Below are 23,962 nucleotides of genomic sequence, written 5' to 3'. Positions count from 1 at the left end.
ATAGACAGGGCCGGCCCCGCAGAGGGCTGCCCGATTTCAAAACACTAGCGAGGAAGACAATGACATCCCTGAAAACACTGCTGACGGCCACGCTGCTCGTCGCCTCGGCCGCAGCAAGCGCGGCCGACATGGGCTCGGCCCCGATCACCCTGATCTCGCCCTTTCCGCCGGGCGGCGGCACCGACACGCTGACACGCATGATCGGTTCGGCCATCGCGCAGGACACGGGCTGGAACATCGTCGTGGAAAACAAGCCCGGCGCGGGCGGCAACCTGGCGCTGGACGCCACGGCGCGCGCCAAGCCGGACGGCCACACCTTGGTGATGGCGCAGACGGACAACATCGTGCTGAACCCGTGGCTGTACAACAAGCTCAGCTACGACACCTTCAAGGACTTCAAGCCGGTGGGTCTGGTGGCGTCTTCACCCAGCGTGTTCGTGGTGGTGCCGGAGTCGCCATACAAGACGCTGGATGACGTGGTCAAGGCAGCCAAGGCGCGCCCGGGCCAGGTCTCGCTGGGCATTCCCGGCATTGGCGGCAGCGGCGATTTGATTGGCCATCTGTGGCGCAAGGCGGCCGGCATGGAACTGATGCACGTTCCGTACCGCGGCTGGTCGCAGGCGTTCCCCGATCTGGCCAGCGGCCGCATTGATCTTTACACCGGTTCCGTCGCATCGCTGTTGCCGCAGATTCGCGGCGGCAAAGTGCGCGCGCTGGCGGTAGTGGCCGACGCGCGTTCGCCCGCCTTGCCCGACGTGCCGACCTTTGCGGAAAGCGGTTTCAAGACCATCAACCAAACCATCTGGTGGGGGCTGATGGCGCCGGGCAAGACGCCGGACGATGTGGTCGCCACGCTGAACCAGGCGCTGAACAAGTCGCAAGCGAAGCCGGATGTGGTGAAGAAGCTGGAAGACTCGGGCTATAGCGTCATGACGGGCACGCCTGCCGACCTGGGCAAGCGCCATCGCGCCGACCACGACGTCTTCGGCAAGGTCGTGCAGGAAGCCGGCATCCCCAAACAATGATCTTGCAAGATCCCCTGAACGCCATCGGAGCCACCCATGATCGGTTTTGAAATCCACCCGCGCAAGCGCGCGGTCAGCAGCGACTTCGTCGAGAAATTCCGCCGCATTCCTGTTGCCAATATCAGCGACTGCATGTCGCGCATGACGGCGGGCGGCGCCCGCCTGCGGCCCATGCACGACGGCCATCCGCTGGCGGGCCCCGCGCTGACGGTGCGCACGCGTCCCGGCGACAACCTGCTGGTGCACAAGGCGCTGGAACTGGCTCAGCCGGGTGATGTGGTGGTGGTGGATGCCGGTGGCGACCTCACCAACGCCATCATCGGTGAAATCATGACGACCTATGCGCAAACGCGCGGCCTGGCCGGCATCGTGATCAACGGCGCGATCCGCGATTGCGGCACGATCCGCCGCAGTTCCTTCCCCGTGTATGCGGCGGGCGTCACGCACCGCGGGCCATACAAGGATGGCCCCGGCGAAATCAATGCCGTCATCTCGCTGGACGGCATGACGATCGAACCGGGCGACTTGATTCTGGGCGATGAAGACGGCTTGCTGTCGTTGCCGTATGACCAGGTCGAAGCGCTGTACGAAGCCGCATCCGCCAAGCACGCAGTGGAAGAACAGATGCTGGCGCAGATCGCCGCCGGCACGCTGGACACGTCGTGGATCGACGCGCGGATGAAGGCGCAGGGCTGGAAGCCTTAAGGGCCTGGCGATAGACATCGCTGAACGGCTGAACTGCTGAATGGCTGAATGGCTGAACCGCAGAACAGCTGAACCGCAGAACAGCTGAACCGCAGAACCGCAGAACCGCGGAATGTCGGAACCGTTGAAGGGCTGAAGGGCCGCCGCTTGCGTGCGCCCTTCAGCCCATTTTGTTTCCTTCAGCCCTTATCGTTTTTCGCACGGCCCAGAATGCGATCCAAGATCGCGCCGCCATATGCCCACGACAGCACCGCCAGCACCAGCATCGCCACTGTGAAATACGCGCGCGCCGACAGCGGTACCGGATTCATTTCGGCGATGGTGCGAAACGGCTCATAGTCCGTGAAGTCGCTGACTGCCAGGCAACTGAACAGCAGCGTCAACAGCGGCCCAGCGAAGCGCGGACGTTCGCCACGCGTGGGCGAATAGGGCTGGGTCTGCCATCGAACCAGTTCCACCACCCGCACCATCAGCGCAATCAGCGGAATGACGACGGCAAGCAGCAGGACGAAAAGGGCGACGAGGATCTGGGGCGAATACATGGGAACGAATCAAAAAAGGCGCTGAAATCAGCCGCCGTGTCACGCGGCAGGCGTCGGCGCAGGCGGCTTGCGCTGGCTGCGAAAAAGCAGGTGCGTGGTGGTCAGGTGAAAGCGCATCGCGATGTCGGCGCATGCCGGATCGCGCGCGCGCAACGCGGCGATGATCTGGCGGTGATGCTCCACGCTGCGCAGCATGTCGTCATGCGTGTAGAAATAGAACGAGCCGATGATGATCGGCATGTCCAGCAGATTCTCAACCATCGTGCGCACGCGCGCCGATTGCGCCGCATCCAGCAAGGCGTGATGGAAAAGATTATTGCAATGCTGCACGCGGGCGACCTTGTCGGTGTCGTCGGAAAGAATCGCGTCCATCATGCGCTGGTTGATCTGTTCCAGATGGTCGATCTGTTCGGGCGTGGCGCGCTCGGCGGCGCTGCGGGCGGCATAGGGTTCAAGCAGCAGACGCAGCTCGAACGCTTCGTTGATGTCACGATCCACCCAGCCCAATACTTCCGCGCCGCGCCGCCCTTCACGCTTGACCAGCCCATCGGCAATCAAGCGTTCAATGGCGCTGCGCACCGGCGTCCGGCTAACCGAAAGCTCCGCCGCAATATGCTCTTCACGCAAGCGCTCGCCAGGCAGGAACACGCCGGACATCAGCCGTCGGCGGAGTTCCCCGTAGACAAGGTCGCGGGCGCTGGTCATGGTGGCGAAGCTTTCCTGGAGGGCGCGAAGAGTTCCAGACTATACCCGAAGGAGGTCGCCCCAATCACCCGTGCAGCTGCACGTCGTGGCGGCGTGCTTTGTCAGGCGCCGCCGCTTGCGAACGTGATCGTGATGCCTACACCACGCCCATCCAGGCCTGGCCCCCATTCGATGCGCGCATTGTGGCTGGCGGCAATTTGCGCCACCAACGACAGGCCGATGCCGCTGCCGCGTTCCGCTGTGCCGGGCTTGCGGTAGAAGCGGTCGAACACGCGTTCGCGTTCGGCGGGTGCGATGCCCGGCCCGTTGTCTTGCACCGTCAACCAGGCGCCGCCGTTGTCCAACGGCCCGCACGCGACCGACACGCGGCCGCCGTCGGGCGTGTAGCGCAACGCGTTGTCCAGCAGATTTCGCACCAGCACGCCCAGCGCGTCGACGCCGCCGCGCACCTCTGCCGCTTGCGTGTCCAGGCTGATGCGCTGGCGTTTGCGATGCGCCAGCCCTTCGTTGTCGCGCACAATCATTTCGGCCAGGCGGTCCAGCGCAACGGGTTCGGCAGCGCCTTCGACCTGGGCTTCCATGCGCGCCTGATCCAGCAGCTGTTCGGCCAGACGGGTCGTGCGGGTGGCGACGTCGCGCAGTTTCAGCACGGCCTGTTCGCGTGCTGCTGCGGTATCGCTGCGCGCCGCCAGCTCGGCATAGGCGCTAAGTGCGGCAAGCGGTGTTCGAAGCTCGTGCGCGGCGTCGGCCAGAAAGCGCCGCTCGCGTTCCAAAGACGCCGACAAGCGCCCCAGCAGATCATTGATGGATGCGATGAAGGGCTGCAATTCTCCGGGCATGCCGTGCGTGGGCAGGGGCGTCAGGTCCATGCCCGTGCGGCTGAGTATCGCCTCGCGCGCGCGGTCCACGGGGCGGAAGGCGCGGCGTATCACGAGCCACGTCAGCCCGGTCAGCACTACAAACAGCACGCTCAGGAACGCCAGGCCGCTACCCATGCGTGTGGCGGTGTCACGCCGCAATTTCGCGGCTGACTTGGCGAACTGCACTTGCACGCGGCCATCGGCGTCTGACACCGCATAGGCGCGCCACGGTGCGCCGGCCAGCGTGACGTCGTGAAAGCCATCGACAAAGCTGGGCACCAGCGGCTCGTCGGGCGCCCAGGGGGATTGCACCAGCCGCCGCTTGTCATCCAGGGACCAGACCTGGAAGCTCAGGGACTCGCCATCAAAAGGCGTCGACACCGGCAGTTCAAAGCGGTCTTCGCCAGAACGCCCGGTCTGCATCAGGCTGGTGGGCAGCGACATCAGCGCTTTCTGCGCGCCGTCGCGCAGGTTCTGGTCCGACATGCCGGTCTCGGCGCGCGTCTGTTCAAGGTAGATCAGCGTAAACACCGTGGCCCATGTGGCCAGCATGGCCAGCAGCAAGGTGATGGCGACGCGCCGGCGCAGGGTGGTCATGGCGCGCTGTCCGGCACGATGCGGTAACCCAGACCGTGCTGCGTTTCGATCAGCCCGTCGCCCAGCTTGCGCCGCAGTTGATGGATATAGACCGCAACGGTATTGCTTTCGATGGTGCCGCTGCTGCCATACACGGCCACTTCCAGCTGATCGCGGCTGACGGTGTGGCCCATGCGCTGCATCAGCGCCAGCAGCGTGTGATATTCGTGTGCGCTCAACGAGACTTCGTCACCGCCTTGCGTCACGATGCGGCGCGCGGGTTCCAGCACCACGTCGCGGCAGCGCAGTGCGGACACCACGCTGTTGCTGCTGCGCCGAAGCACGGCGCGCAGGCGCGCCAGCAGTTCATCCAGCTGAAACGGTTTCACCAGATAGTCATCGGCGCCTGCGTCCAGGCCCTGGATGCGTTCGCTTAAGCGGTCGCGCGCCGTGATGATCAGCACGGGCGTGGTATCGAAACGGGCGCGCAAGGTCTTGAGCAAGGTCAGGCCGCTGCCCTCGGGCAGCCCCAGGTCCAGCAGCACGGCGTGGTAGCCGTGGTCCACCAGCGCCAGGTGCGCCTGGGGCATGTCGCGCGCCCAGTCCACGTCGGCGCCATCTTGAATCAGGCCCGCGCGCAAGGCGTCGCCCAGCATGGGGTCATCTTCTACAAGCAGGATACGCAAACACACTCCAACGCCGTCTCCGGCGCGTGGCGGCGGAGTCTTAAAGAATTATTAAAAGTTGCTCGGGACAATGCTGCCCATTCCCGGGGGCGGTCGCCCCACGGCCAGTGAATAGAACGGAAGGAAGTCCGGATGCGGATGGGTATAGTAGCAAGCGGCCTCGCGGCAGGCGTGGCAATCAGCGGCGCAGGCGCCGCGCACGCGCAGAGCACAAACTTCATCGGATTAGGGGTCGGAGTGGTCCCGGTTTATGAAGGGTCGAGCGAGTACCGGGCCTTGCCCGTGCCGCTCATCAATTACCACTCGGGCAATTTCTTCATTACGCCGCGCATGGGTTTGCCGGCGATGGGCTTGAAGACGTCGCTGGCGTCCGACCTGGACGCGGGCGTCTTCGTGGGCATGAGCCTGGGCCGCAAGGCCGACGACGCCGACCTTACCAAGGGGTTGGACGACATCAAGTTCCATGGCGCCTACGGCGCCTATGTGGAATGGCGGCCGGGCCGGTATTCGCTGGGCGCGGGCTACAAGCAGGCGGCACGCAGCGGCTACGGCGGCAACATCGAATTGCGTGCGTCCTACGCCGCGCTGATGACCGAGAAGCACACGGTGCAGGTCGGCGTGCGCACGGAATGGGCCAACCAGGACGCCATGCAGACCTGGTACGGCGTGACGTCGTCGCAGGCGGCGCGCAGCAAGGCGGGCCTGTCCACCTACAGCCCGTCCTCGGGCTTCAAGTCGGCTGCGCTGTTCACAACGTGGTCGTATCGCATCAACCCCAGTTGGAGCACTGTGTCGTCCATTGGTGTGTCGACCTTGTTGGGTGACGCGCGCGACAGCCCGCTGACCGAACGCAAGACGAACCTGTTTGGTTCGGTGGGCGTCGCGTACCGCTTCTAAGGTCCGGCGCACAGGCACAGGCCAGGGCCGTTGGCAAACACGGGCAGGCGGATACAATTTCCGCCTGTCATCCGTCAACACGTCTTGAGCCTTAGACCCCATGTCCGACTTCCCGCCTGAACCCCAAGCCGTCCACAGCCCCAACACGCGCCACGCGATCTTTCTCGTCGCCACGCTCAACCCGGGCGCCGACGCGGCCGCCACGGTGCGCGCGTGGTGTGAAGACGTCGCCACGCTGACCCGCACGGTCAGCACGCGTTCGCCGTCGGAAAACCTGTCCTGTATTTGCGCATTCGGCTCCCAGGCATGGGACACGCTGTTCGGGCAGCCGCGGCCCGCCGCGCTGCACCCGTTCCGGGTGTTCGGCGAAGGCACGCGCCAGGCGGTGTCCACCCCGGGCGACATCCTGCTGCACATTCGCGCCGAATCCATGGACATGTGCTTTGAACTGGCCACCTTGCTGATGAATGGCCTGGGCGATGCGGTGACTGTCGTCGACGAGACGCATGGCTTTCGCTACTTTGACCGCCGCGCCATCATCGGTTTTGTGGATGGCACCGAGAACCCCGAAGGGCGAGAGGCCGTGCACTTCACGATGATCGGCGACGAAGACCCCGGCTTTACCGGCGGCAGCTACGTGCTGGTGCAGAAGTACTTGCACGATATGGCGGGCTGGAATTCGCTTAGCGTCGAAAGCCAGGAAGGCATCATCGGCCGCCACAAGCTGTCGAACGTGGAACTGGACGACGACATCAAACCCGCGTCGTCGCACAGCGCGCTGACCACGCTGGAAGAGAACGGCGAAGAAGTGAAGATCCTGCGGGACAACATGCCCTTTGGCCGCGCGGGCATGGGCGAATTCGGTACGTACTTCATCGGCTACGCGCGCAACCCCGCCCCGATCGAACAGATGCTTGAAAACATGTTCGTGGGCCGCCCCGCCGGCAACTACGACCGCTTGCTGGACTACAGCCGCGCGGTGACGGGCAGCCTGTTTTTTGTGCCGTCGGCGGATCTGCTGGAAGAACTGGCGGGGCGCGAGGTAGGGCAAAGCCAGTTGACGGCGGCCACCGAGCACGTGGCTCAGTCCGTGAGGACGGCTTGAAATTTCATCGGCTTGCGTTCGCCGCGCAAATGGGCGGCGATTCGTCTGATATTGGCTTTTGGCCACCCCGGTATGTGCTTGAATACGGAGGTTGTGCCAAGCGGGGCATTTAATCAGGATGTCTTGCCGCCCAACTTCTACGCCCTGTGCGGAGGCCCGTATTCATACGCAGCCTCCACACAGGTAGATCAGACGGCCTAGAGGCTAGCCTTTGCGACTGGAGCTGCTCCTAGTCAGCTAGCATGCGGGAAAGTGTACCCCCGCTGCGGGGCTGGTGTACAGCGCGTGGTCCATCCGGAAAGACGATGCATACGATAAAGCAGTCTCTTGAAGCTCTGTTCGACGCCATGCACCATGGCAAACGGGATTTTTCGGATTTCGCCAGTTGTCAGGTTGAGCCGAACTATGTTCGGCATGAGTTTCGCAAGCAGGGCAAAACGAGGGTAGTCCTGAATCCCAACGAGAAATTGCGCGCGTATCACGAGTTTTTGCGTCTTTTTCTGTTCGACTTTCTTCCTGTCAGGCGCGACGTTGTCTTCTCTTATCGTAAAGGTGTCAGCGCCTACGATGCCGTCATTAAGCATGCTGGAAGCAAGCACTTTTTCGTCTGCGATATCGCGGATTTCTTTCCCAGCATCAGTCGAGATCGGATTCGAAGGACGATCGTCGCAGGCGGGAATTCAACTCCGATTTTGGACATTGATCAATGGGTTGATCGAGTCCTCGATCTTGTAAGCGTTGAAGATGCGCTGCCACTAGGGTTCTCCACTTCACCCTCCATTAGCAATTCAGCGCTATTGCCTTTGGATGATGCCATCCAGCGGCATTGTGTCGCCCATGATCTTATCTACACGCGCTATTCAGACGATATCGTGGTGTCGGCGGTAGACGCAGAGCGGTTACGTGGCGTGGAAGGTGTGCTTGCGACCTGTTTCGCCGAGCACATGGCAGGGGATATAGCGCTGAATCCTGCCAAATCCAAGCTACTGCATACCGGAGGAAAGATCCGAATATTGGGCATGGTGCTGCTGCCGAACGGAACTGTTTCCGTCGACGCCAGCGTCAAATCCGAGATCGAAGTGCTCATCCATTTCTACATTCGAGACAGACGTAAGTTTGCGGATAGAGTCGAAGGCGATGCGCAAAAGGCAGAGGCCCGGCTGGCGGGATTGCTGAATTATGTGAACACCGTGGACCGAGCTTACCTGCAAAAGCTGCGCAAGAAATTTGGCGCAGCCGTCGTCGATTTGTTTCTACACCGATCCTTTGGCTGAGTCATGCAGTTCGTCGTGGAGATGGTGGAAGTTCGCCCAATTAAAGCGCTTCGATTTGAGATCGACCTTGAACGCAATCAACTGTTGTGCATCGTCGGGAAAAACGGTTCGGGAAAAACCACCTTAGTCAAATCGATCCTCAATTTCACGCTGTCGGACACGCTCGCCAGGACGGCCCCTGAAGGCATCGTGCAACGCGATAGTAGGGTGCTCTATCGCTTTGGTGAACAGGAGTTTCTGTTTACCTACGATGAAAGCCTGCGCATGTTGAACACCAGGGTACCCGTGCCGGCTGCGCTGAAGGCCCAGGTTTTAGTAGAGTTGCCAATGCCCTACGGGCACCGCTTCAATTTCTTTCGCACACTCAGTGAGTCGGACCATGAGATCCGAAGAGCGATAATTTTGGGAGACTATCGAGTCCCCGTGGAACTTATCGCATTTCTGACGAGGATCTACGGCGAACGGCGCTTTGATGCGTTCGTTGAAATCGAATTGCGGGGCGGGTCCTGCTGTTGTGTGCTCTTGCCCGATGGGCGCTATTTGCGGGAGGACTATTTCAGTTCCGGGGAGTACTTCCTGATCAGCCTTTTTCGCAAGGTAAGGAAGGGCGCGCGGCTTCTTGTAGTGGATGAGATCGACATTTCCCTGGATGCCCGGGCGCAGGCGAGACTTGCCGCAGAGCTTCGAGAGCTGTGCGCACAGCACGGTGTGAATATTGTGGTCACCAGCCATTCGCTTGCGATGATGCAAACGCTGGGAAGCGATGAGTTGCTGTATATGGATCGGGCGGCCCACGAGGTTACTTTTTCGAAGACGTCTTTCAGCTATGTGAAGAGCCTGATGTTCGGCTTCTCGGGACGTGATCGATACATCCTGACGGAAGACCCTGTCTTGAAAGCGTTCCTGGAATATCTGATTCGCAGGTATTGTCCGCCTTCGTTTTATAGCTATCACCTGATCGATGTCGGTGGTGCTTATCAGGTCGTGGACCTCATGATCCGAAACGAGCAAGAGGAATTTCTTGGGCCGTCACAGGATGTGATTTCCATTCTGGACGGAGACCAGCACTCAACCAAGTTCTCTCAATCGAAAAATGTGTACTGCATCCCCTTGGAGAGCGTGGAGAAGGCGCTTTGGACAGAGCATGAGAGATTCGCTTGCCTGCCAAGTGTCGCGGTGAAAATGCAAGGGCCAAAAGCGCTGTACAAATATGTCATTCGCGAAAAGATCCTTTCGTCTGAGGAAATATTCGCATTGCTGTGTGACCGTCATGATGCAGCCATGCTCGACTTTTCAAAGACATTGCAGGCGTTCCTGTGCCGGCCGGAGGGGTGATCCAAGAAGGGTTCGGCTTCCCGCAATAGAGTGTCCTCAGCGGTGGGGAGGAAGGGCCGGGGGCCATTTGACAAAGCCCTCCACCTCCTCATCGAGACTCTGTATTGCGGCGCGCGCTGAAAGCGTTGATCTTCCTGGCAGTGGCGTTCAACGCCGCCAATATGCCGACGCTGCCGTTGCCAGCGCTGTTCGACTTCTGAACGTCTACAGTTCTTCGATGCGCGCAGTGGGCGCGAACGGCGTGCCCAGGTTCAAGGTGGCGTACACGCGGTCCAGGATGCGCTGGCGCCGCGTGGGCTTGCCCAGCCGCCAGCGCGTGTCCAGGAACAGCAAGGGCAGGGCGAAGACGAGCCACACGATCAGCATGCCGCCGCCAATGACGGTGGCCAGTTCGGGCAGTTCCGCCAGCGTCTGCGGCGTGCCTGTGGTGTAGACGATGCCCACGAAGATCAGCCACGTAATCAGCAGCAGCCAGCCGATCAGTTTCAGCATCGGCGTGCGCTGGCCCGGCCCCACGCCCACCGGTCCGATGTCGGTATGCATGAATCGGAAGACACGGTGGCTGACATAGACCCGGTCGTCTTCCAGATTGCGCATCGCATAGACGAGCCGGTGCGGATCGTCGCTGGCAAGCGGCGCGTCGTGTGCGGCGATGTCGACCTGGTCGCCTTCGGCCAGAAAAGGCAACGCATTGCCAAAGTTCTCGCCCGCGTACATCACATAGGGCTGATGCCCGATCAAAAAGCGGTAGATGCCGTAGCTGGGCCGTTTGTTGGCGCCGACGTGCGCCTCGTGCGTCAAGGCATGCAGCGTGCCGCTGATGCGTTGGATGGACGGCAGGTCAGCGGACATGGCTTCCTGGCGAATAGGTCTGCGCGCATTGACGGTATTGCGCTTCGCTTTGCAAAATGGCGCGGCGATGGCGCAGGGCGCTCCACAGGCCATAGGCGGTCAGGCCCGACAACAGCAGCGCGACCAGCGCCACCGCCAGCGCCAGCGTCATCAGCAAGGTGCGCGGAAACGAAGACACGCCCAGCAGCCACGCGCTTGCCAGCGCAACCGCGGTGACAAGCGCCCCGATACCGATCTGACGGCCGCCACGGCGCCACTCGTCGCGGTAATAACGCGGCGGCACGCCAGGGCCTTGCGGCGTGATCAGCCAGCTGAAATGGCGCTTGCCATGTTCATCCTGAATGACGCCAACAAACGCCGGCCGGCCTGTTTCGTGCACCCGGCGCAGCGTATGGACCACGGGCGCTTCCTGGATGACGCCAAACACGGGCACACCGTTCACGCGCAAGTGAACATTGCCGCGAATGGCGGGCACCGCCACGCGCAGCTTGTCGATGGGGCCTTCGATGATGTCAGCGGATGCGCGCAAAGGGGCGGCCTGTCTGTAGGAAAAGAGCTTGAGTGTAATGCGTGCAGCGCCAAAATCAGGTCACCTGAACTAGTGTAAAAACAGGGTTTCCGTTTGCGCCGAACCGGCTTTGTCTTCGATGACCGACACGCTGATCTCTTATCGAATCGATGCGCCCGCCCCGGGTGTGATGCGCGTGCACCTGCGGCAACGGCCCATGATCGCGCTGCTGGTCATCGTCTGTGTGACGCTGATGGGCATACCGGCGGGTTTTGCCGCTGACCTGTTGGCGGGCAGCCATCCCTTTGCCAATCTGAATGGCAAGCCCGCCCTGGCGCAAGCCATTGCGATGCTGGGTCTGGCCATGCTGAGCATTGCGGGGCCTGCGGGCCTGTGGTTGTGGCCGGTGCGTGAATCGTTGTTGCTGTCGCAGCCGGACCAACGCGGCTGGCGGATCACCCGAAATGTCTTTGGCCTGCGCCGGCGCGTTGCCGATACGTTTTCGCTGGAAGGCGTGCGCGGCTTGTTCTTGCGGCGGGGCAAGGCTGGCGAGCAGGTTCATCTTGAGCCAGTGCTGGTGGATCAGCACGGCGAGCCGCACCCGCTTAGCTTTCAATCGGGGCTGCTCAAGCCCGGGTCGAAGCGGGCCGATGATTATCTTGCCGCGCTGTCGGACTATTTCGGCAAGCCCTGGCCGGAGGCGGTCGCGGACCCGGCGGCGTGGCAACAGCTGATGCAAAAGCAGAAGCCGCGCGGAAAATCCCCCGGAATGGTTGCCGGAAAATCCCGCACGCAGACCACGAAGCACCAGGCGTTGCCGCCATCGGCCGAATCCGCATTGGCGTCCGAGCCGCCGCCGATCTCGATGCCGCTGCGTGTCACGCTGGGTCTGGTCGGCGTGTTCTTCGGCCTGGTGGCGGTCAACAACGTGCTTGCGGTGTTAAGCGGCTTGTTCAGCGGGCGCCTGGTCACCAGTGGCAGCCGCTTTTCGCATAGTACGAACGTCGCGCGCGTGGCGGAAGAACCCGTCTGGTATTCCGTCAACGTGGCCATCGAAATCTTCGGCGTGCTGTTGTTGGCGTCCATCGCCTACGGGTGTTTGCGCGTGGCGCTGCGTGCGCCAGCGGATCGGGCCAGTCAAGGGCCGCTAGACAGGTGATCCGCTCGGCGCGCCCCTTCTTTGCACCCCCCTTCTTTGCACACCTCCATTACGTGCGTGCGGCCTGCAACAGGCTGGCCACGCGCTCACGCAATGCCGGCACGGACACCGGCTTGTGCAGCAGCGGAATGCCGCGCGCGGCGGCTTCGGCAAGGCGCGCCGGGTCGGTGTCGCCGCTGACCAGCAGCGCAGGCAGCTCCGGGTCGTTGTATTCCTCGCGCAGCCGTTCGATGACGTGGATGCCGGTTTCGTGGTCGCGCAAGCGGTAGTCGCTGACGATCAGCGCCGGGCGTTCGGCCAGCGGCAGCACGCTATCGAACAAGGCGTTGCCGCTGGTGGCGGCAATGACGCGGCAGCCCCAGCTTTCGAACAACATCGTCAAACCGGCAAGGTTCTGCGCATCGTCGTCCACCAGCAGCGCCAGATGGCCGTGCAGGCTGGCGCCGTCGCCTTTCACGTGCGGGTGGGCGGGCAATGCGGCCGCGTCCGGCACGCCGGCCTGATCGGCGTTGGCAAGCGGCACAGTCACCGTGAACACGGTGCCCCGGCCGTCTTCAGAGCGCATCGCCAGCGCATGGCCCAGCAGCCGCGCGGTGCGGCGCACGATGGCCAGCCCCAGCCCCAGGCCCTTGCTGCGGTCGCGCTCGGGGTTACCCAGCTGATGGAATTCCCAGAACACGCGTTCACGTTCCGCGTTGGGGATGCCTTTGCCGTTGTCCCACACCTCCAGCCGCAACTGGCCGGCCACGCGGCGGCAGCCGACCAGCACGCGGCTGCCGGACGCATGCGTGATGGCGTTGCTGATCAGGTTGCGCAGCACGCGTTCCAGCAGCACTGGGTCTGACCACACATAGGCCGCGCTGCCGCGCACCCGCAGCGACATGCCTTTTTCGCGGGCTTGCGGCGCATATTCCGCGCGCAGCTGATCCAGCAGCGGGTTCAACGGAAATGCTTCCCGGCGCGCTTCAATCACCCCTGCGTCCAGCCGCGACAGGTTCAACAGCGCGTCAAACAGATGGCCCATCGCGGAAATTGCGCTGGCGATGTTGTCCACCAGATAGCGGCCGTGGCGCGACAGCGGCTCGCTCGTCAGCAGGCCCAGAAACAGATTGACGGCGTGCACGGGCTGGCGCAGATCGTGGCTGGCGGCGGCCAGGAAGCGGGATTTTTCCAGGTCGCTGCGTTCGGCCGCGGTCTTTTCTTGCCGCACCTGATCCAGCAGCGCCAGGTTTTCGTAGCCCAGCCGCAACGCGTCCAGGTGCGTGCGATTCATGCGGTGGATGAAGGCCAGCGTGGCGACCAGATACGCCAGCCCGCTCGTCACCAACGCCAGGTGGATGGCCGACGGTTGCACCGCCAGCGCAATGAACATGGGCGCAAAGGCGGGGATCTCGAATGCGTACATGACCGGCAGCAGCATGTAGTTCGAATAGATGGCGCCCGTGCCCAGGCCAAACAACAGCACGATGAAGAACAGCTGATATTCCAGCGGGACGAAGAAGGTCCAGTACGCAAACGGCAGGCCCCAGAGGATGCCCGAGCACAGGTTGCCGATCAGCATGCGCCGCACCCAGCGCGCTGCGGCCGTGGGGTCGGTGCGGTGGCGGTCGTAGGCGATTACAGCCGCCGTGCGCAGGATGCCGACGGCCAGCGTGGCGCCGATCCACCACAGCACTTCGTGCAAGGGCAATACGTCGTGCAGCGCATAGGCCGAAAAGCAGGCGGTGATCAGCGAGCCCGCCAGCGCAAAGGGAAAGCTTCGGCGCAGCGCATCAATCTGCACCTGCAAGATGCGGGCGCCGTAGGTTGAGGCGGGCGGGGGCGCGGAAGAAGACGAGCCGAGGTCGGTCTGCACAGGTCTATGGGGCTCCGTTCAGGCCGATTGCGCTGCGGCGGGACGCAGTTGCAATACGGCGGTCAGTACCGTCCGGCCCGGCGCCGACACGATGTCCAGCGTGCCGTGTACGCGAGCGATGCGGGCGTGCATGCTGCGCATGCCCACGCTGACGCCCGCCTGCCGCACCGCCGCCACATCGAAGCCCGCGCCATCGTCTTCAATGCGCAGTTCCAGACGGTCGGGTTCGGGTTGATGCAGGTGCAGCGCCACGCGGCGGGCGCGGCTGTGCTTGACGACGTTGGTCAGCGCTTCTTCCACCAGGCGCGTCAACGCCAGGCATTGCAGCGGATTCGGGGGCGTGCGCCATTGCGGCGGGAATTGCCAGCGGGAATCCAGGTCGAGCTCGTCGAACAGCTGCACGAAACGGTGGCGCAGGGGCGCGGCCCATTCCTGTGGCGTCGCCGGCACCTTGACGCCTGCGCTGGAACCGCTGTCGATGGTCTGGCGCAAGTCATCGCGCAGCAGCTTCAACATGGACAGGAATTGTTGGCCTTGCAACGGCCGGTCGGCCTGCTCCACCATGGCCATCATGCGCACCAGCGAGCCGCCCAGCCCGTCATGCAGATCGTGCGCAATTTGCAGCCGTTCGTGCAGGCGCGTGTTGGCCATGGCCAGCGTGTGTTCGCGTTCCAGCGTGGTGGCCAGTTCATGGCGCGCCTGGAAGATGGCGTCGGCCAGCTCCTGGTTGAAGCGTTCGATTTGCCGCACGTTGCGCGCGTGACGCAAGCCCAGGATGGCCGACATGCACAGCGTGACCACGACGCTGGAGTAGGGCGTGGAGGACTGGCTCGGAGCGGTCAGGTTCAGCATCTGCAGCAGATCGTGCAGGCAGAGCACAAAAAACACCAGCAAGCAGGCGGCCAGCATGATGTGTTCGGGGCGGCGCGTCCGCCACGCATGCACGGGAAATTGCAGGCAGTTGATCAGGAAGATGGCGGCGGGCACCAGCACGCCTACGCTTAGCGCGGTGGGCAGCGCGTCGTCGGGCGTGACCACCATCATGACCAGCAGTGCTGCGGTCAGCACCCACAGCGCCCGTTCGATGCGCGGCAACCGTTGTTCGCCAAAGCGCCAGGTAAACAGGCAGAAACACGGCACGTACATCACCAGCGCCATGATGTTGGCGCGCGCCAGCGACAGCGTGTCCGGAAAGGGCCAGGGGCTGGTCAACAGCACATTGCAGATGAACAGCACCCAGAACAGTGACATCAGCGCGTACCAGCCATACGTCGTCTGTTCGCGCCGGACCACCCAGATGCAGAAGAACAACCCGCCCAACACGCTCGAAACAATCACGTTCAGGATGAACAGCGAACGGTTGCGCCACCACAAATCTTCCTGAATGGCCTGCATGGCGCGTGCATCGCCCAGATACACCGGGCCCAGCCCGGGCGTCTGCTGCGCAAGGCCCGTCACGCGCACCCACAACGTGTTCACGCCGTCGCGCACGATGCTGTCTGGCAGGCGCCAGTAACGCGGCATGTTCCAGCTGCGCGTCAGCGGTTCCACCAGCTGAGGGTCGCTCCAGATCAAGTCATCGTTCACGAAGACTTCACCCGCCATCACAACCGATTTCAGCGTCAGGCCGACGGGGCCGGGGCGGCCGCCCGCGCAGGCCTGCTGCCAGTCGATGCGATACCAGACCGATCCGCTATAGCCAGGCCAGCGCAGGTTCCAGTCGTCCGGTAACGTGACCGGCACCCAGTCGGCGGAAGGCGGCCGGCCGCCATCGGGGGCGGGCTTTGCAGCCGAGACCGACAGCACCTGAACGGTGCAGGCGGCGGAAGTGGGATCAAGTGTGGGCGCTGAGGCGGGGCTTGAAGCGGAAGCAAAGGCCGGTGCCACGCACAACATCAGCCAGCAGGCCAGCCACCATTTCAGTCCAGCAAGCCACGCAGTAGTGCATCGTCCAGCAAACCGCGCCGTTGCGCTTAGTCCAGCAAGCCACGCGTACGCGCGGCGTGGATCGCTCGCGTGCGCGAGGAGACAGCCAGTTTGCGGTAGATGTGCTTGATGTGGCATTCGACGGTGTAGCGCGACAGGAACAGCTGTTCGGCGATTTCGCGGTTGGCCAGACCTTCAGCCACCAGACGAAGAATCTGGCTTTCGCGGGGGCTAAGTATCTCACCGCTTGCCGTGCCAGTCTGCTCCGTGGGCCGGGGCCGCAACTCGTCGATGATGCGGCGGGCCACGAAGGGGTCGATAGGGGCACCGCCGCGCAGCACGCTGCGCAGCGACAGCGAGACCTCCATGTCGTCGCGTTCCTTCAACACATACCCCGTGGCGCCGGCCCGCAGCGCGGCCAGGATGGCGTCTTCGGTGCACCAGGCGGAAATGACCAGGATGGCCAAGCCGGGGTCGGCGGCGTGCATGTCGGCGATGAGTTCGATGCCGCTGCCGTCGGGCAGCCCCAGGTCCACCAGCGCCAAGGCGACCGGCTGGCTGGCCAGGCAGGCGCGCGCTTCGGCCAGCGAACCCGCGAAGATCAAGGCGTCAGCCTGATAGCCCAGCTGCAGCAGCAGCCCTTCTAGCCGGCGGCAGACCAGCGGTTCGTCCTCCACCAGCAGCACCGGAGCGGGCAGCGTCAATTCGGAGGCAAGGGGAGAGGCGGACATAGGAGATAAGGCGGAAAGAGGGCCAGGATTGACCGATTCTAATTGTGCCGTCGGCGCGCGCGCCCGGATATCCCTTGAACTGGGTATTTGACGCCCGGAATTGGTGTTTACCCCTAAAGTCCGCGCCGCGTATGCCGTAAGTCCATCGTGGCCGCCGGTTTTCTGGGCGGACCAGATACCCGCGCCGTTCGGCGTGGGCGGGGGCTGTACGAAAGCAGGTTAAGAAGGCAGGCATGAAAATTACGTCGTTGCGCAACCGAATTCTATTGATCTCGTGCTTTACCGTGGTGGGCGCGCTGGTTCTTTCGGGGATAACCACCTACCAGATCGTGCGCAGCAATATGATGGCGACGATTTCCGGCAACCTGGACGCCATCGCCGCCGGCAATGCCAGCGCGATCGAACGCTGGTCGGCGGACAAGGCCCAAGCGGTCTCCGCCACCGCCGCCGCCATTGAAAAGGGTGACCCCCGCGGCTTCACCAAGCTGATGGGCGAAACCAACGGCTTCCCGATTTCCACCGTCGGCTGGTCTGACAAGACGTTTTTCTCGACCACGCAGGTCGCAGCCGACTATGACCCCACGGCCCGCCCCTGGTACAAGAGCGCGGTGGCCGCGGGCAAGCTCACCGTCACCAAGCCCTATGGCGATTCCGCCTCGGGCAAGCTCTATGTGGCCTTCACCGCGCCGATGATTCGTGGCGGCCAGACGACCGGCGTGCTGAGCGGCGCCGTGCCGCTGGACGGCATCCAGAGCATCATCCGCGCCATTCGTCCCACGCCGTCCAGCCTGGCGTTTGTGGTGGCGACCGACGGGCAGGTCATTTCGCATGTGAACGACAAGCTGGCGTTGAAGCCGTCCACCGACGTGGCCCCGGAGCTCACGCCCGCCGCGCTTGCCGCCATGGCGCATGACGGCGCGGAACCGATCACGGTGGCGCTGGATGGCGTGCCGAAACTGATCAAGGCGCGCCAGATTCCCGGCACCGACTGGTCGCTCGTGATTGCGCTGGACCGCGCTGAAGCCACGGCCGGCCTCACGCAAGTGCTGAACGCCACGCTGATTTCGCTGGTGGTGCTGACGCTGGCCGCTGTGGCGATTTCTAGCGTCGCGACGTCTCGCGCCTTCAAGCGCCTGTCGGCCGTGCGCGACGCCATGGACACCATCGGCTCGGGTGACGGCGACATGACGCACCGGCTGGAGGTGGTGGGCCATGACGAAGTGGCGCAGATCTCAGCGTCGTTCAACGCGTTTGTCGACAAAATCAGCCATGTGATGTTGGAAGTGCGGTCGGGCGTGCACTCGATGTCGGCCGCTACCAGCGAAATCGACATGGGCAACCGCGACTTGTCGCAGCGTACCGAAACGTCGGCAGGCTCCTTGCAGGAAACGTCATCTGCGTTGACGCAGCTGACCTCCAGCGTGCGCCAGACCGAAGAAGCCGCCGAACACGCCACGCGTCTGGCCACCGAAGCCAGCTCGGCTGCTGAACGAGGCGGCAAGGTGGTGACGGATGCCGTGACGACGATGAGCGCCATTTCGCAGTCGTCGCAACGCATCACCGAAATCATCAGCGTGATCGACAGCATCGCCTTCCAGACCAACATCCTGGCGCTGAACGCCGCGGTGGAAGCCGCGCGCGCGGGTGAGCAGGGCCGCGGCTTTGCGGTGGTGGCGGGCGAGGTGCGCACGCTGGCCCAACGCAGCGCGGCGTCCGCGCAGGAAATCCGCACGCTGATCCAGGCGTCGGTCGAGAACGTCAAGAGCGGTACTGAACGCGTGCAGGCTGCGGGTTCGACCATGGGCGAGATCGTGGACGGCATCGCCCGCGTGCAGCGCCTGGTCACCGAAATCCACGGCGCGATGACGGAGCAAAGCGTGGGCATCAGCCAGATCGACCGCAGCGTGGCCGACATGGACCAGGCCACGCAGCAGAACGCGGCGCTGGTGGAGGAATCTGCTGCGGCGTCCGCCATGCTGAGCGACCAGGCGCGTGTGCTGGCCGACACGGTGGGCCTGTTCAAGCTGCGTGGCGACACGCACGCGGCGGGCCAGAAAATGCTGGCCCTGCCGCAGACCGCCTCGGCGTACTGACCGGCGCGGCCATCGCGTCATCCGGGCGGCAGTTGCCTGCCGGCCCGGAAGGCAGCAGAATCTGCGAAGCCCATGGACTGAACAGAGGATGAATGATGGCCGACCCCGCCGCTCGCGCGCCTGAAGACACGCTGATCCCGACCGCCCACGGCCGGGTCCACGCCCGGCGCTGGCCGGGTTCGCCGCAAGGCGAGGGCGCCCCGATCATCCTGCTGCATGACTCGCTGGGCAGTGTGGACTTGTGGCGCGACTTTCCCGCCAAGCTGGCGCAGGCCACCGGCCGCACCGTCATCGCCTATGACCGGCTGGGCTTCGGCCAGTCTGACCCGAACCCCCACCGCCTGCTACCGGACTTTGTCGCCCGCGAAGCGCAAGACGCCTTCGCCGCGCTTGTCGACCATTTCAAGCTGACCCGCTTTATCGTCTTCGGCCATAGCGTGGGCGGCGGCATGTCGGTATCCATTGCGGCAGCGTATCCCGGCCGCTGCATCGGCGTCATTACGGAATCTGCCCAGGAATTCGTCGAAGACCGCACGCTGCAAGGCATCCGCGTGGCCGGCGAGCAGTTCCGCGACCCCGCCCAACTGGACCGCTTGAAGCGTTACCACGGCGAGAAAGCGCAATGGGTGCTGGACGCCTGGGTGCAGACCTGGCTGTCGGCGGAATTCGCCGGCTGGAATCTGGACACGACCTTGCCGCGCCTGACCGTGCCGCTGTTGGCCATCCATGGCGAAAACGATGAGTACGGGTCCATGCGCCATCCCGAAAAGCTGGTGGCGCTGGCGGGCGGCTCGTCGGCGATGTTGCCGTTGCCCGGATGCGGCCACGTGCCGCATCGCGAGCGCGAGGACGTTGTGCTGGAGGCGGTGGGCGCGTTTTTGGATCAGCGCGGCGTTTGATCGGATCGGCGTAACCCGCTCGCCCCTTAACTTTTCGGCTTTCGTGCCGTTAAACCGGGCACTGCATCAAGCGCCAGGATTCCATCGCCGCCATGACTACCATCAGCTCACTGGGAGGCGTGCAGAGCGTCACCCCGCTCAGTACGGACACCCTCATTTCGCGCGCAGCCTCCCCTCAGGTGCCGAGCATCGCGCCCGCATCTACCTCGGTGTTGCTGGGCCAGAGCCCGTCGGGCGCCAGCGCGTCGACGTATACGGAGACGGGGGCGGTCAACGACGCCGTCTCGGTGGTGATGGCCAGGAATGTGGCGTCGCGCGGCGCCGGCAACCCATTCTCGGGTGTGGGCGTGGCGCTGCTGAGCCGGTTTCGCACTGAAGGCGGCAACTATTCTCAATGGGCGCCGGCGCGCCAGGACGTGCAGGCGCAAGGCGTATCGGGCACGGCTTCGGCGGCGTCGTTGCAGGCAACCAATACTGTGTCGCTTCAAATGACCACGGCCAGCGGCGCCAAGGTCGATATCACGCTCAAGAGCGGAGCCGAAGGCATGGCGGTGCAGATCGACGTGACCGAAGGCGCGCTGACCGAAGATGAGCGCAATGCGATCGCGGATTTGTCCGGCGCGTTCCAGGACGCGCTGGACGGCTTGGCCCTGGTGCCTCCCCGTCTGGCGCTGGCGGGTCTGGCGGACATGGATACGTCCTTGCTGTCGTCGGTCAATCTGCGCGCGACCACGCAAGCCAACGGCTTGGCGGTGCAGACCATTGAATTTCTGGCTGACAGCACGCAACGGTCGCTGATGGTGTCGGGGCCAGACGGAGACATCAAGGTCAGCGCAGACCTGACCAAGGCCGCCACCTTCGGCACGGCGGAACAACAGGCGGCGGCGGTCAACAAATATCTGCAGCAATTCGACGCCGCCCGCAGCCGTGGCGACGGCGACGCCGCGTTGATGTCGTTGTTCAAGGACGCGTTTGCCACCGTGCACAGCAGCTACGGCGCGGCGCAGGCGCAGCGTTCGCAACCGGAGGGCACTGTCGTTCGCGTGCCGTCGTCGGATGCGCATCGCAGCCTGTTGTCCGGGCTGGCGGACTTTTCGGCGTCCATCAAGCAGGTCACGCAAGCGATCAATCCGGGGCGCCGCGAAGAGGTCGACGGATTCTCGTTCCAGGTATCGCAGAATAGCCGTGTCGCGGGCCAGGCCCGTTGGAATCAGGTCGTGTCGCAGGATCAGCAGTCATCGCTGAAGGCCAGTTTTCATCGATCATTGACACCCGATGTGAAGTTGGCGCTAACGACGGACAAGTCTTCACAGAACTATCTTTACTATCAGATCGATGACACTACCCGCAGTCAGACGGACCTTCGCTTTGAGCGTGGCGTGCTGGCGTCGGCAACGTTGAGCCAGACGCGCAACCTGTCCATGCAAGTGTCGAAGTATGTGCAAGGCGAGCTGGTGGACCACACCGTTAACCCAACGGTGGATTCGTTCACGCGTGATTTGTTGCCGCTGTTCAAAGCGGCGAATCTGGACGAACCTGACAAGAACAGCCGCGACCCGCGCGACCAGGTCGATGCCCTGATGCGCCGCCGGTATCTGGACCTGGCGGAGTCGGTGGCGGCGCTGAGGCAGGGGTAAGGCCGGCAATCGGCCATAAAGCGGCCCCTGGCGCGTCCATTATCATGGCTCCATGAGCCAGCGAAAGAACTCCGCCAAACTGCGCGCCGACGCTTGTATTCGCGTTCGGGGCGCGCGTGAACACAACCTGAAGAACGTCGATGTGGATATCCCGAGAGACGCGCTCGTCGTGTTCTCTGGGGTATCCGGGTCGGGCAAATCGTCGTTGGCGTTCGGCACGCTGTACGCCGAAGCGCAACGGCGCTACCTGGAGTCCCTGTCCCCGTATGCTCGCCGCCTGATCGATCAGGTGGGTGTGCCAGACGTTGACGCCATCGAGGGCTTGCCGCCCGCCGTGGCCTTGCAGCAGCAGCGCGGCACGCCGAATGTGCGGTCGACGGTGGGCAGCATCACGACGCTGTCCAGCATGTTGCGCATGCTGTATTCCCGCGCCGGCACCTACCCGGCGCGCCAGCCCATGCTGTACGCGGAAGACTTCTCGCCCAACACGCCGCAGGGCGCCTGCCCGAATTGCCACGGCTTGGGCCATGTGTATGACGTGACCGAGCAATCCATGGTGCCCGACCCGTCGCTGACCATCCGCGAGCGCGCCATTGCGTCCTGGCCGCCCGCCTGGCACGGACAGAACCTGCGCGACATCCTGGTCACGCTGGGCTACGACGTGGACAAGCCGTGGCGCGACCTGCCCAAGAAAGACCGCGACTGGATTCTGTACACCGACGAGCAGCCGACGGCGCCTGTCTATGCCGGCTTCACGCCCGCCGAGACCCGCGCGGCCGTGCGCGCCAAGCAGGAACCCAGCTACATGGGCACCTACACAGGTGCGCGCCGGTATGTGATGCACACCTTCGCGACGACGCAAAGCGCCATGATGAAAAAGCGCGTGGCGCGTTTTCTGACGGGCACGCCTTGCCCCGTGTGTGGCGGGCGGCGCTTGAAACGCGAGGCCTTGTCGGTGACCTTCGCTGGCATGGACATCGGCACGCTGACGCAACTGCCGCTTACCCGCATCGCAGAGGCCCTGACGCCGGCCGCCCAAGGCAGCGTCGATCAGCCGGATATGTCGCCAGAAAAGCGCATCGCCGCGCAACGGCTGTCGCAAGATCTGGTTGAGCGCATCGGCACCTTGCAGGCGCTGGGTCTGGGCTATCTGGCGATGGACAGGTCCACGCCCACCTTGTCGCCGGGCGAACTGCAACGCTTGCGGCTGGCTACGCAGATCCGCTCGAATCTGTTTGGCGTGGTGTATGTGCTGGATGAACCCTCGGCCGGCTTGCATCCTGCCGATGGGCAGGCCTTGCATCGCGCGCTGGATCAATTGAAGGCCGCGGGCAATACGCTCTTTGTCGTCGAACACGACCTGGAGACGCTGCGCCGCGCGGACTGGCTGGTGGACGTGGGCCCCGGCGCGGGCCAGCACGGCGGTCAAGTGCTGTACAGCGGCCCACCTGATGGCCTGCGCAAGGTGGGCGCGTCGCTCACGGCGCGCTATCTGTTTGGCGCGCCGGCTCCTGTGCGCAAGACGCCGCGCGAACCCGCAGGATGGCTGTCGTTGCGTGGCATCCATCGCAACAACCTGCATGGCATCGACGCGCGTTTTCCGTTGGGCGCTTTCACGGCGGTGACGGGGGTGTCGGGCTCGGGCAAATCCAGCTTGGTCAGCCAGGCGCTGGTGGAACTGGTGGGTGAACATCTGGGCCACGAACCGGTGGCCGAAGACGCCGAAGGCGACATGCCGCAACCGGGCAGCGTGGCGCGCACGACGGGCCGGATCGACGCGGGCGTTGACGCGATCAAGCGGCTGGTGAACGTGGATCAGAAGCCCATCGGCCGCACGCCGCGTTCGAATCTGGCGACCTACACGGGCCTGTTCGACCACGTCCGCAAACTGTTCGCCGAGACGAAGAAAGCCAAGTCGCGCCGCTACAGCGCCGGCCGCTTCTCGTTCAACGTGACGCAAGGCCGCTGCGAAACCTGCGAGGGCGAAGGCTTCGTCCACGTCGAACTGCTGTTCATGCCGAGTGTCTACGCGCCATGCCCAACGTGCCACGGCAGCCGCTACAACGCCAAGACGCTTGAGATCGAATGGAACGGCCGCAACATCGCGCAAGTGCTGGCGATGACGGTCGACGAGGCGCTGGCCTTCTTCAAAGAAGAACCCGTGGTGCACCGTCCGCTGACGCTGCTGCACGAGATCGGCCTGGGCTATCTGCGCCTGGGTCAGCCCGCCACCGAATTGTCTGGCGGCGAAGCGCAGCGCATCAAGCTGGCGACCGAGCTGCAACGCAGCCAGCGTGGCAACACGCTGTACGTCCTGGACGAACCCACCACCGGCCTGCACGCGGCGGATGTGGATAAGCTGATGGCGCAACTGCACGGCCTGGTCGACGCCGGCAACACCGTCGTCGTCGTCGAACACGACCTGCGCGTGGTCGCCGGCAGCGACTGGATGATCGACGTCGGCCCTGGCGCAGGCGAAGAGGGCGGACACATCGTCGCCGAAGGACCCCCCGAGTCCGTCAGCCGTCAAGGCAAGGGCGTGACGGCGCCGTTTTTGAAGCGGATTCTGGGGGGCGGTTGACGCGTTTTTCT

General features: G+C 63.8%; 20 protein-coding genes. 11 read left to right on the top strand and 9 right to left on the bottom strand.

Features of this window, described 5'->3' with window-relative positions:
* Positions 1–59 precede the first annotated feature (59 nt).
* Positions 60–1,025: a Bug family tripartite tricarboxylate transporter substrate binding protein gene (locus tag AC1DB0_RS18835; protein ID WP_054422832.1), complete on the top strand. Its 966-nt coding sequence runs from the start codon at positions 60–62 to the stop codon at positions 1,023–1,025.
* 36 nt (positions 1,026–1,061) lie between these two features.
* Positions 1,062–1,730 (top strand): RraA family protein, encoded by a 669-nt coding sequence (locus AC1DB0_RS18830; protein WP_476758464.1) that lies wholly within the window; start codon positions 1,062–1,064, stop codon positions 1,728–1,730.
* A 179-nt stretch (positions 1,731–1,909) separates the two neighbouring features.
* Here the strand turns inward: AC1DB0_RS18830 and AC1DB0_RS18825 are convergent, their stop codons facing one another.
* The 4 genes from AC1DB0_RS18825 to AC1DB0_RS18810 all read right to left on the bottom strand — a co-directional run bounded on the left by AC1DB0_RS18825 (position 1,910) and on the right by AC1DB0_RS18810 (position 5,099).
* Complete coding sequence (locus AC1DB0_RS18825; protein WP_175170169.1) at positions 1,910–2,272, bottom strand: hypothetical protein; 363 nt, start codon at positions 2,270–2,272, stop codon at positions 1,910–1,912.
* A gap of 39 nt (positions 2,273–2,311) precedes the next feature.
* Complete coding sequence (locus AC1DB0_RS18820) at positions 2,312–2,977, bottom strand: GntR family transcriptional regulator (RefSeq protein ID WP_476758463.1); 666 nt, start codon at positions 2,975–2,977, stop codon at positions 2,312–2,314.
* A 101-nt stretch (positions 2,978–3,078) separates the two neighbouring features.
* Positions 3,079–4,434, bottom strand: a complete 1,356-nt coding sequence (locus AC1DB0_RS18815) for an ATP-binding protein (protein ID WP_476758462.1) — start codon at positions 4,432–4,434, stop codon at positions 3,079–3,081.
* On the bottom strand, positions 4,431–5,099 hold the full coding sequence (locus AC1DB0_RS18810; RefSeq protein ID WP_082387035.1) for a response regulator transcription factor: 669 nt from the start codon (positions 5,097–5,099) through the stop codon (positions 4,431–4,433). The genes AC1DB0_RS18815 and AC1DB0_RS18810 overlap by 4 nt, the downstream gene beginning before the upstream one ends.
* A 132-nt stretch (positions 5,100–5,231) precedes the next feature.
* On the opposite strand from AC1DB0_RS18810, the gene AC1DB0_RS18805 reads away from it, so the two are divergent.
* From AC1DB0_RS18805 to AC1DB0_RS18790, 4 genes are all read left to right on the top strand, one after another.
* A complete protein-coding gene (locus AC1DB0_RS18805) occupies positions 5,232–5,996 on the top strand; it encodes a MipA/OmpV family protein (protein ID WP_175170167.1) in 765 nt (254 codons plus the stop codon).
* A gap of 100 nt (positions 5,997–6,096) precedes the next feature.
* Positions 6,097–7,101 carry a Dyp-type peroxidase gene (locus tag AC1DB0_RS18800; RefSeq protein ID WP_454669711.1) on the top strand — a complete coding sequence of 335 codons (1,005 nt, stop codon included), beginning with the start codon at positions 6,097–6,099 and terminating at the stop codon, positions 7,099–7,101.
* 305 nt (positions 7,102–7,406) lie between these two features.
* The gene (locus tag AC1DB0_RS18795; protein ID WP_476758461.1) at positions 7,407–8,375 is read left to right on the top strand and encodes a reverse transcriptase family protein; all 969 of its coding nucleotides are present in this window, start codon (positions 7,407–7,409) and stop codon (positions 8,373–8,375) included.
* 3 nt (positions 8,376–8,378) lie between these two features.
* Complete coding sequence (locus AC1DB0_RS18790; protein WP_476758460.1) at positions 8,379–9,710, top strand: AAA family ATPase; 1,332 nt, start codon at positions 8,379–8,381, stop codon at positions 9,708–9,710.
* A 204-nt stretch (positions 9,711–9,914) separates the two neighbouring features.
* Here AC1DB0_RS18790 and AC1DB0_RS18785 read toward each other — a convergent pair whose 3' ends face one another.
* Both AC1DB0_RS18785 and AC1DB0_RS18780 read right to left on the bottom strand, forming a co-directional pair.
* A complete protein-coding gene (locus AC1DB0_RS18785; RefSeq protein WP_254600581.1) occupies positions 9,915–10,562 on the bottom strand; it encodes a hypothetical protein in 648 nt (215 codons plus the stop codon).
* Complete coding sequence (locus tag AC1DB0_RS18780) at positions 10,552–11,091, bottom strand: hypothetical protein (protein WP_245636314.1); 540 nt, start codon at positions 11,089–11,091, stop codon at positions 10,552–10,554. Before AC1DB0_RS18780 ends, AC1DB0_RS18785 begins: the two co-directional genes overlap by 11 nt.
* Positions 11,092–11,200: 109 nt before the next feature.
* Here AC1DB0_RS18780 and AC1DB0_RS18775 point away from each other — a divergent pair, with 109 nt between their 5' ends.
* On the top strand, positions 11,201–12,229 hold the full coding sequence (locus AC1DB0_RS18775; RefSeq protein WP_476758458.1) for a hypothetical protein: 1,029 nt from the start codon (positions 11,201–11,203) through the stop codon (positions 12,227–12,229).
* 49 nt (positions 12,230–12,278) lie between these two features.
* Here AC1DB0_RS18775 and AC1DB0_RS18770 read toward each other — a convergent pair whose 3' ends face one another.
* The 3 genes from AC1DB0_RS18770 to AC1DB0_RS18760 all read right to left on the bottom strand — a co-directional run bounded on the left by AC1DB0_RS18770 (position 12,279) and on the right by AC1DB0_RS18760 (position 16,741).
* Entirely contained in the window at positions 12,279–14,084 is a 1,806-nt protein-coding gene (locus AC1DB0_RS18770) for an ATP-binding response regulator (RefSeq protein ID WP_476758457.1), read from the bottom strand.
* 18 nt (positions 14,085–14,102) lie between these two features.
* Complete coding sequence (locus AC1DB0_RS18765) at positions 14,103–15,890, bottom strand: sensor histidine kinase (protein WP_342067732.1); 1,788 nt, start codon at positions 15,888–15,890, stop codon at positions 14,103–14,105.
* A 167-nt stretch (positions 15,891–16,057) separates the two neighbouring features.
* Positions 16,058–16,741 (bottom strand): LuxR C-terminal-related transcriptional regulator, encoded by a 684-nt coding sequence (locus AC1DB0_RS18760; protein ID WP_054422817.1) that lies wholly within the window; start codon positions 16,739–16,741, stop codon positions 16,058–16,060.
* Between the two features lie 233 nt (positions 16,742–16,974).
* Here AC1DB0_RS18760 and AC1DB0_RS18755 point away from each other — a divergent pair, with 233 nt between their 5' ends.
* From AC1DB0_RS18755 to uvrA, 4 genes are all read left to right on the top strand, one after another.
* Positions 16,975–18,834, top strand: coding sequence for a methyl-accepting chemotaxis protein (locus tag AC1DB0_RS18755; protein ID WP_054422813.1), 1,860 nt, complete (start codon positions 16,975–16,977; stop codon positions 18,832–18,834).
* Positions 18,835–18,926: 92 nt separating this feature from the next.
* On the top strand, positions 18,927–19,733 hold the full coding sequence (locus AC1DB0_RS18750) for an alpha/beta fold hydrolase (RefSeq protein ID WP_476758456.1): 807 nt from the start codon (positions 18,927–18,929) through the stop codon (positions 19,731–19,733).
* 92 nt (positions 19,734–19,825) lie between these two features.
* On the top strand, positions 19,826–21,370 hold the full coding sequence (locus tag AC1DB0_RS18745; RefSeq protein ID WP_175170162.1) for a hypothetical protein: 1,545 nt from the start codon (positions 19,826–19,828) through the stop codon (positions 21,368–21,370).
* A gap of 52 nt (positions 21,371–21,422) precedes the next feature.
* The gene (gene uvrA / locus AC1DB0_RS18740) at positions 21,423–23,951 is read left to right on the top strand and encodes an excinuclease ABC subunit UvrA (protein WP_476758455.1); all 2,529 of its coding nucleotides are present in this window, start codon (positions 21,423–21,425) and stop codon (positions 23,949–23,951) included.
* Positions 23,952–23,962 lie beyond the last annotated feature (11 nt).

It is taken from the genome of Achromobacter sp. 10T422 (assembly GCF_056394065.1).
Note: the sequence above shows the minus strand (reverse complement) of the source record. Positions and strands in the feature narration are given on the sequence as shown.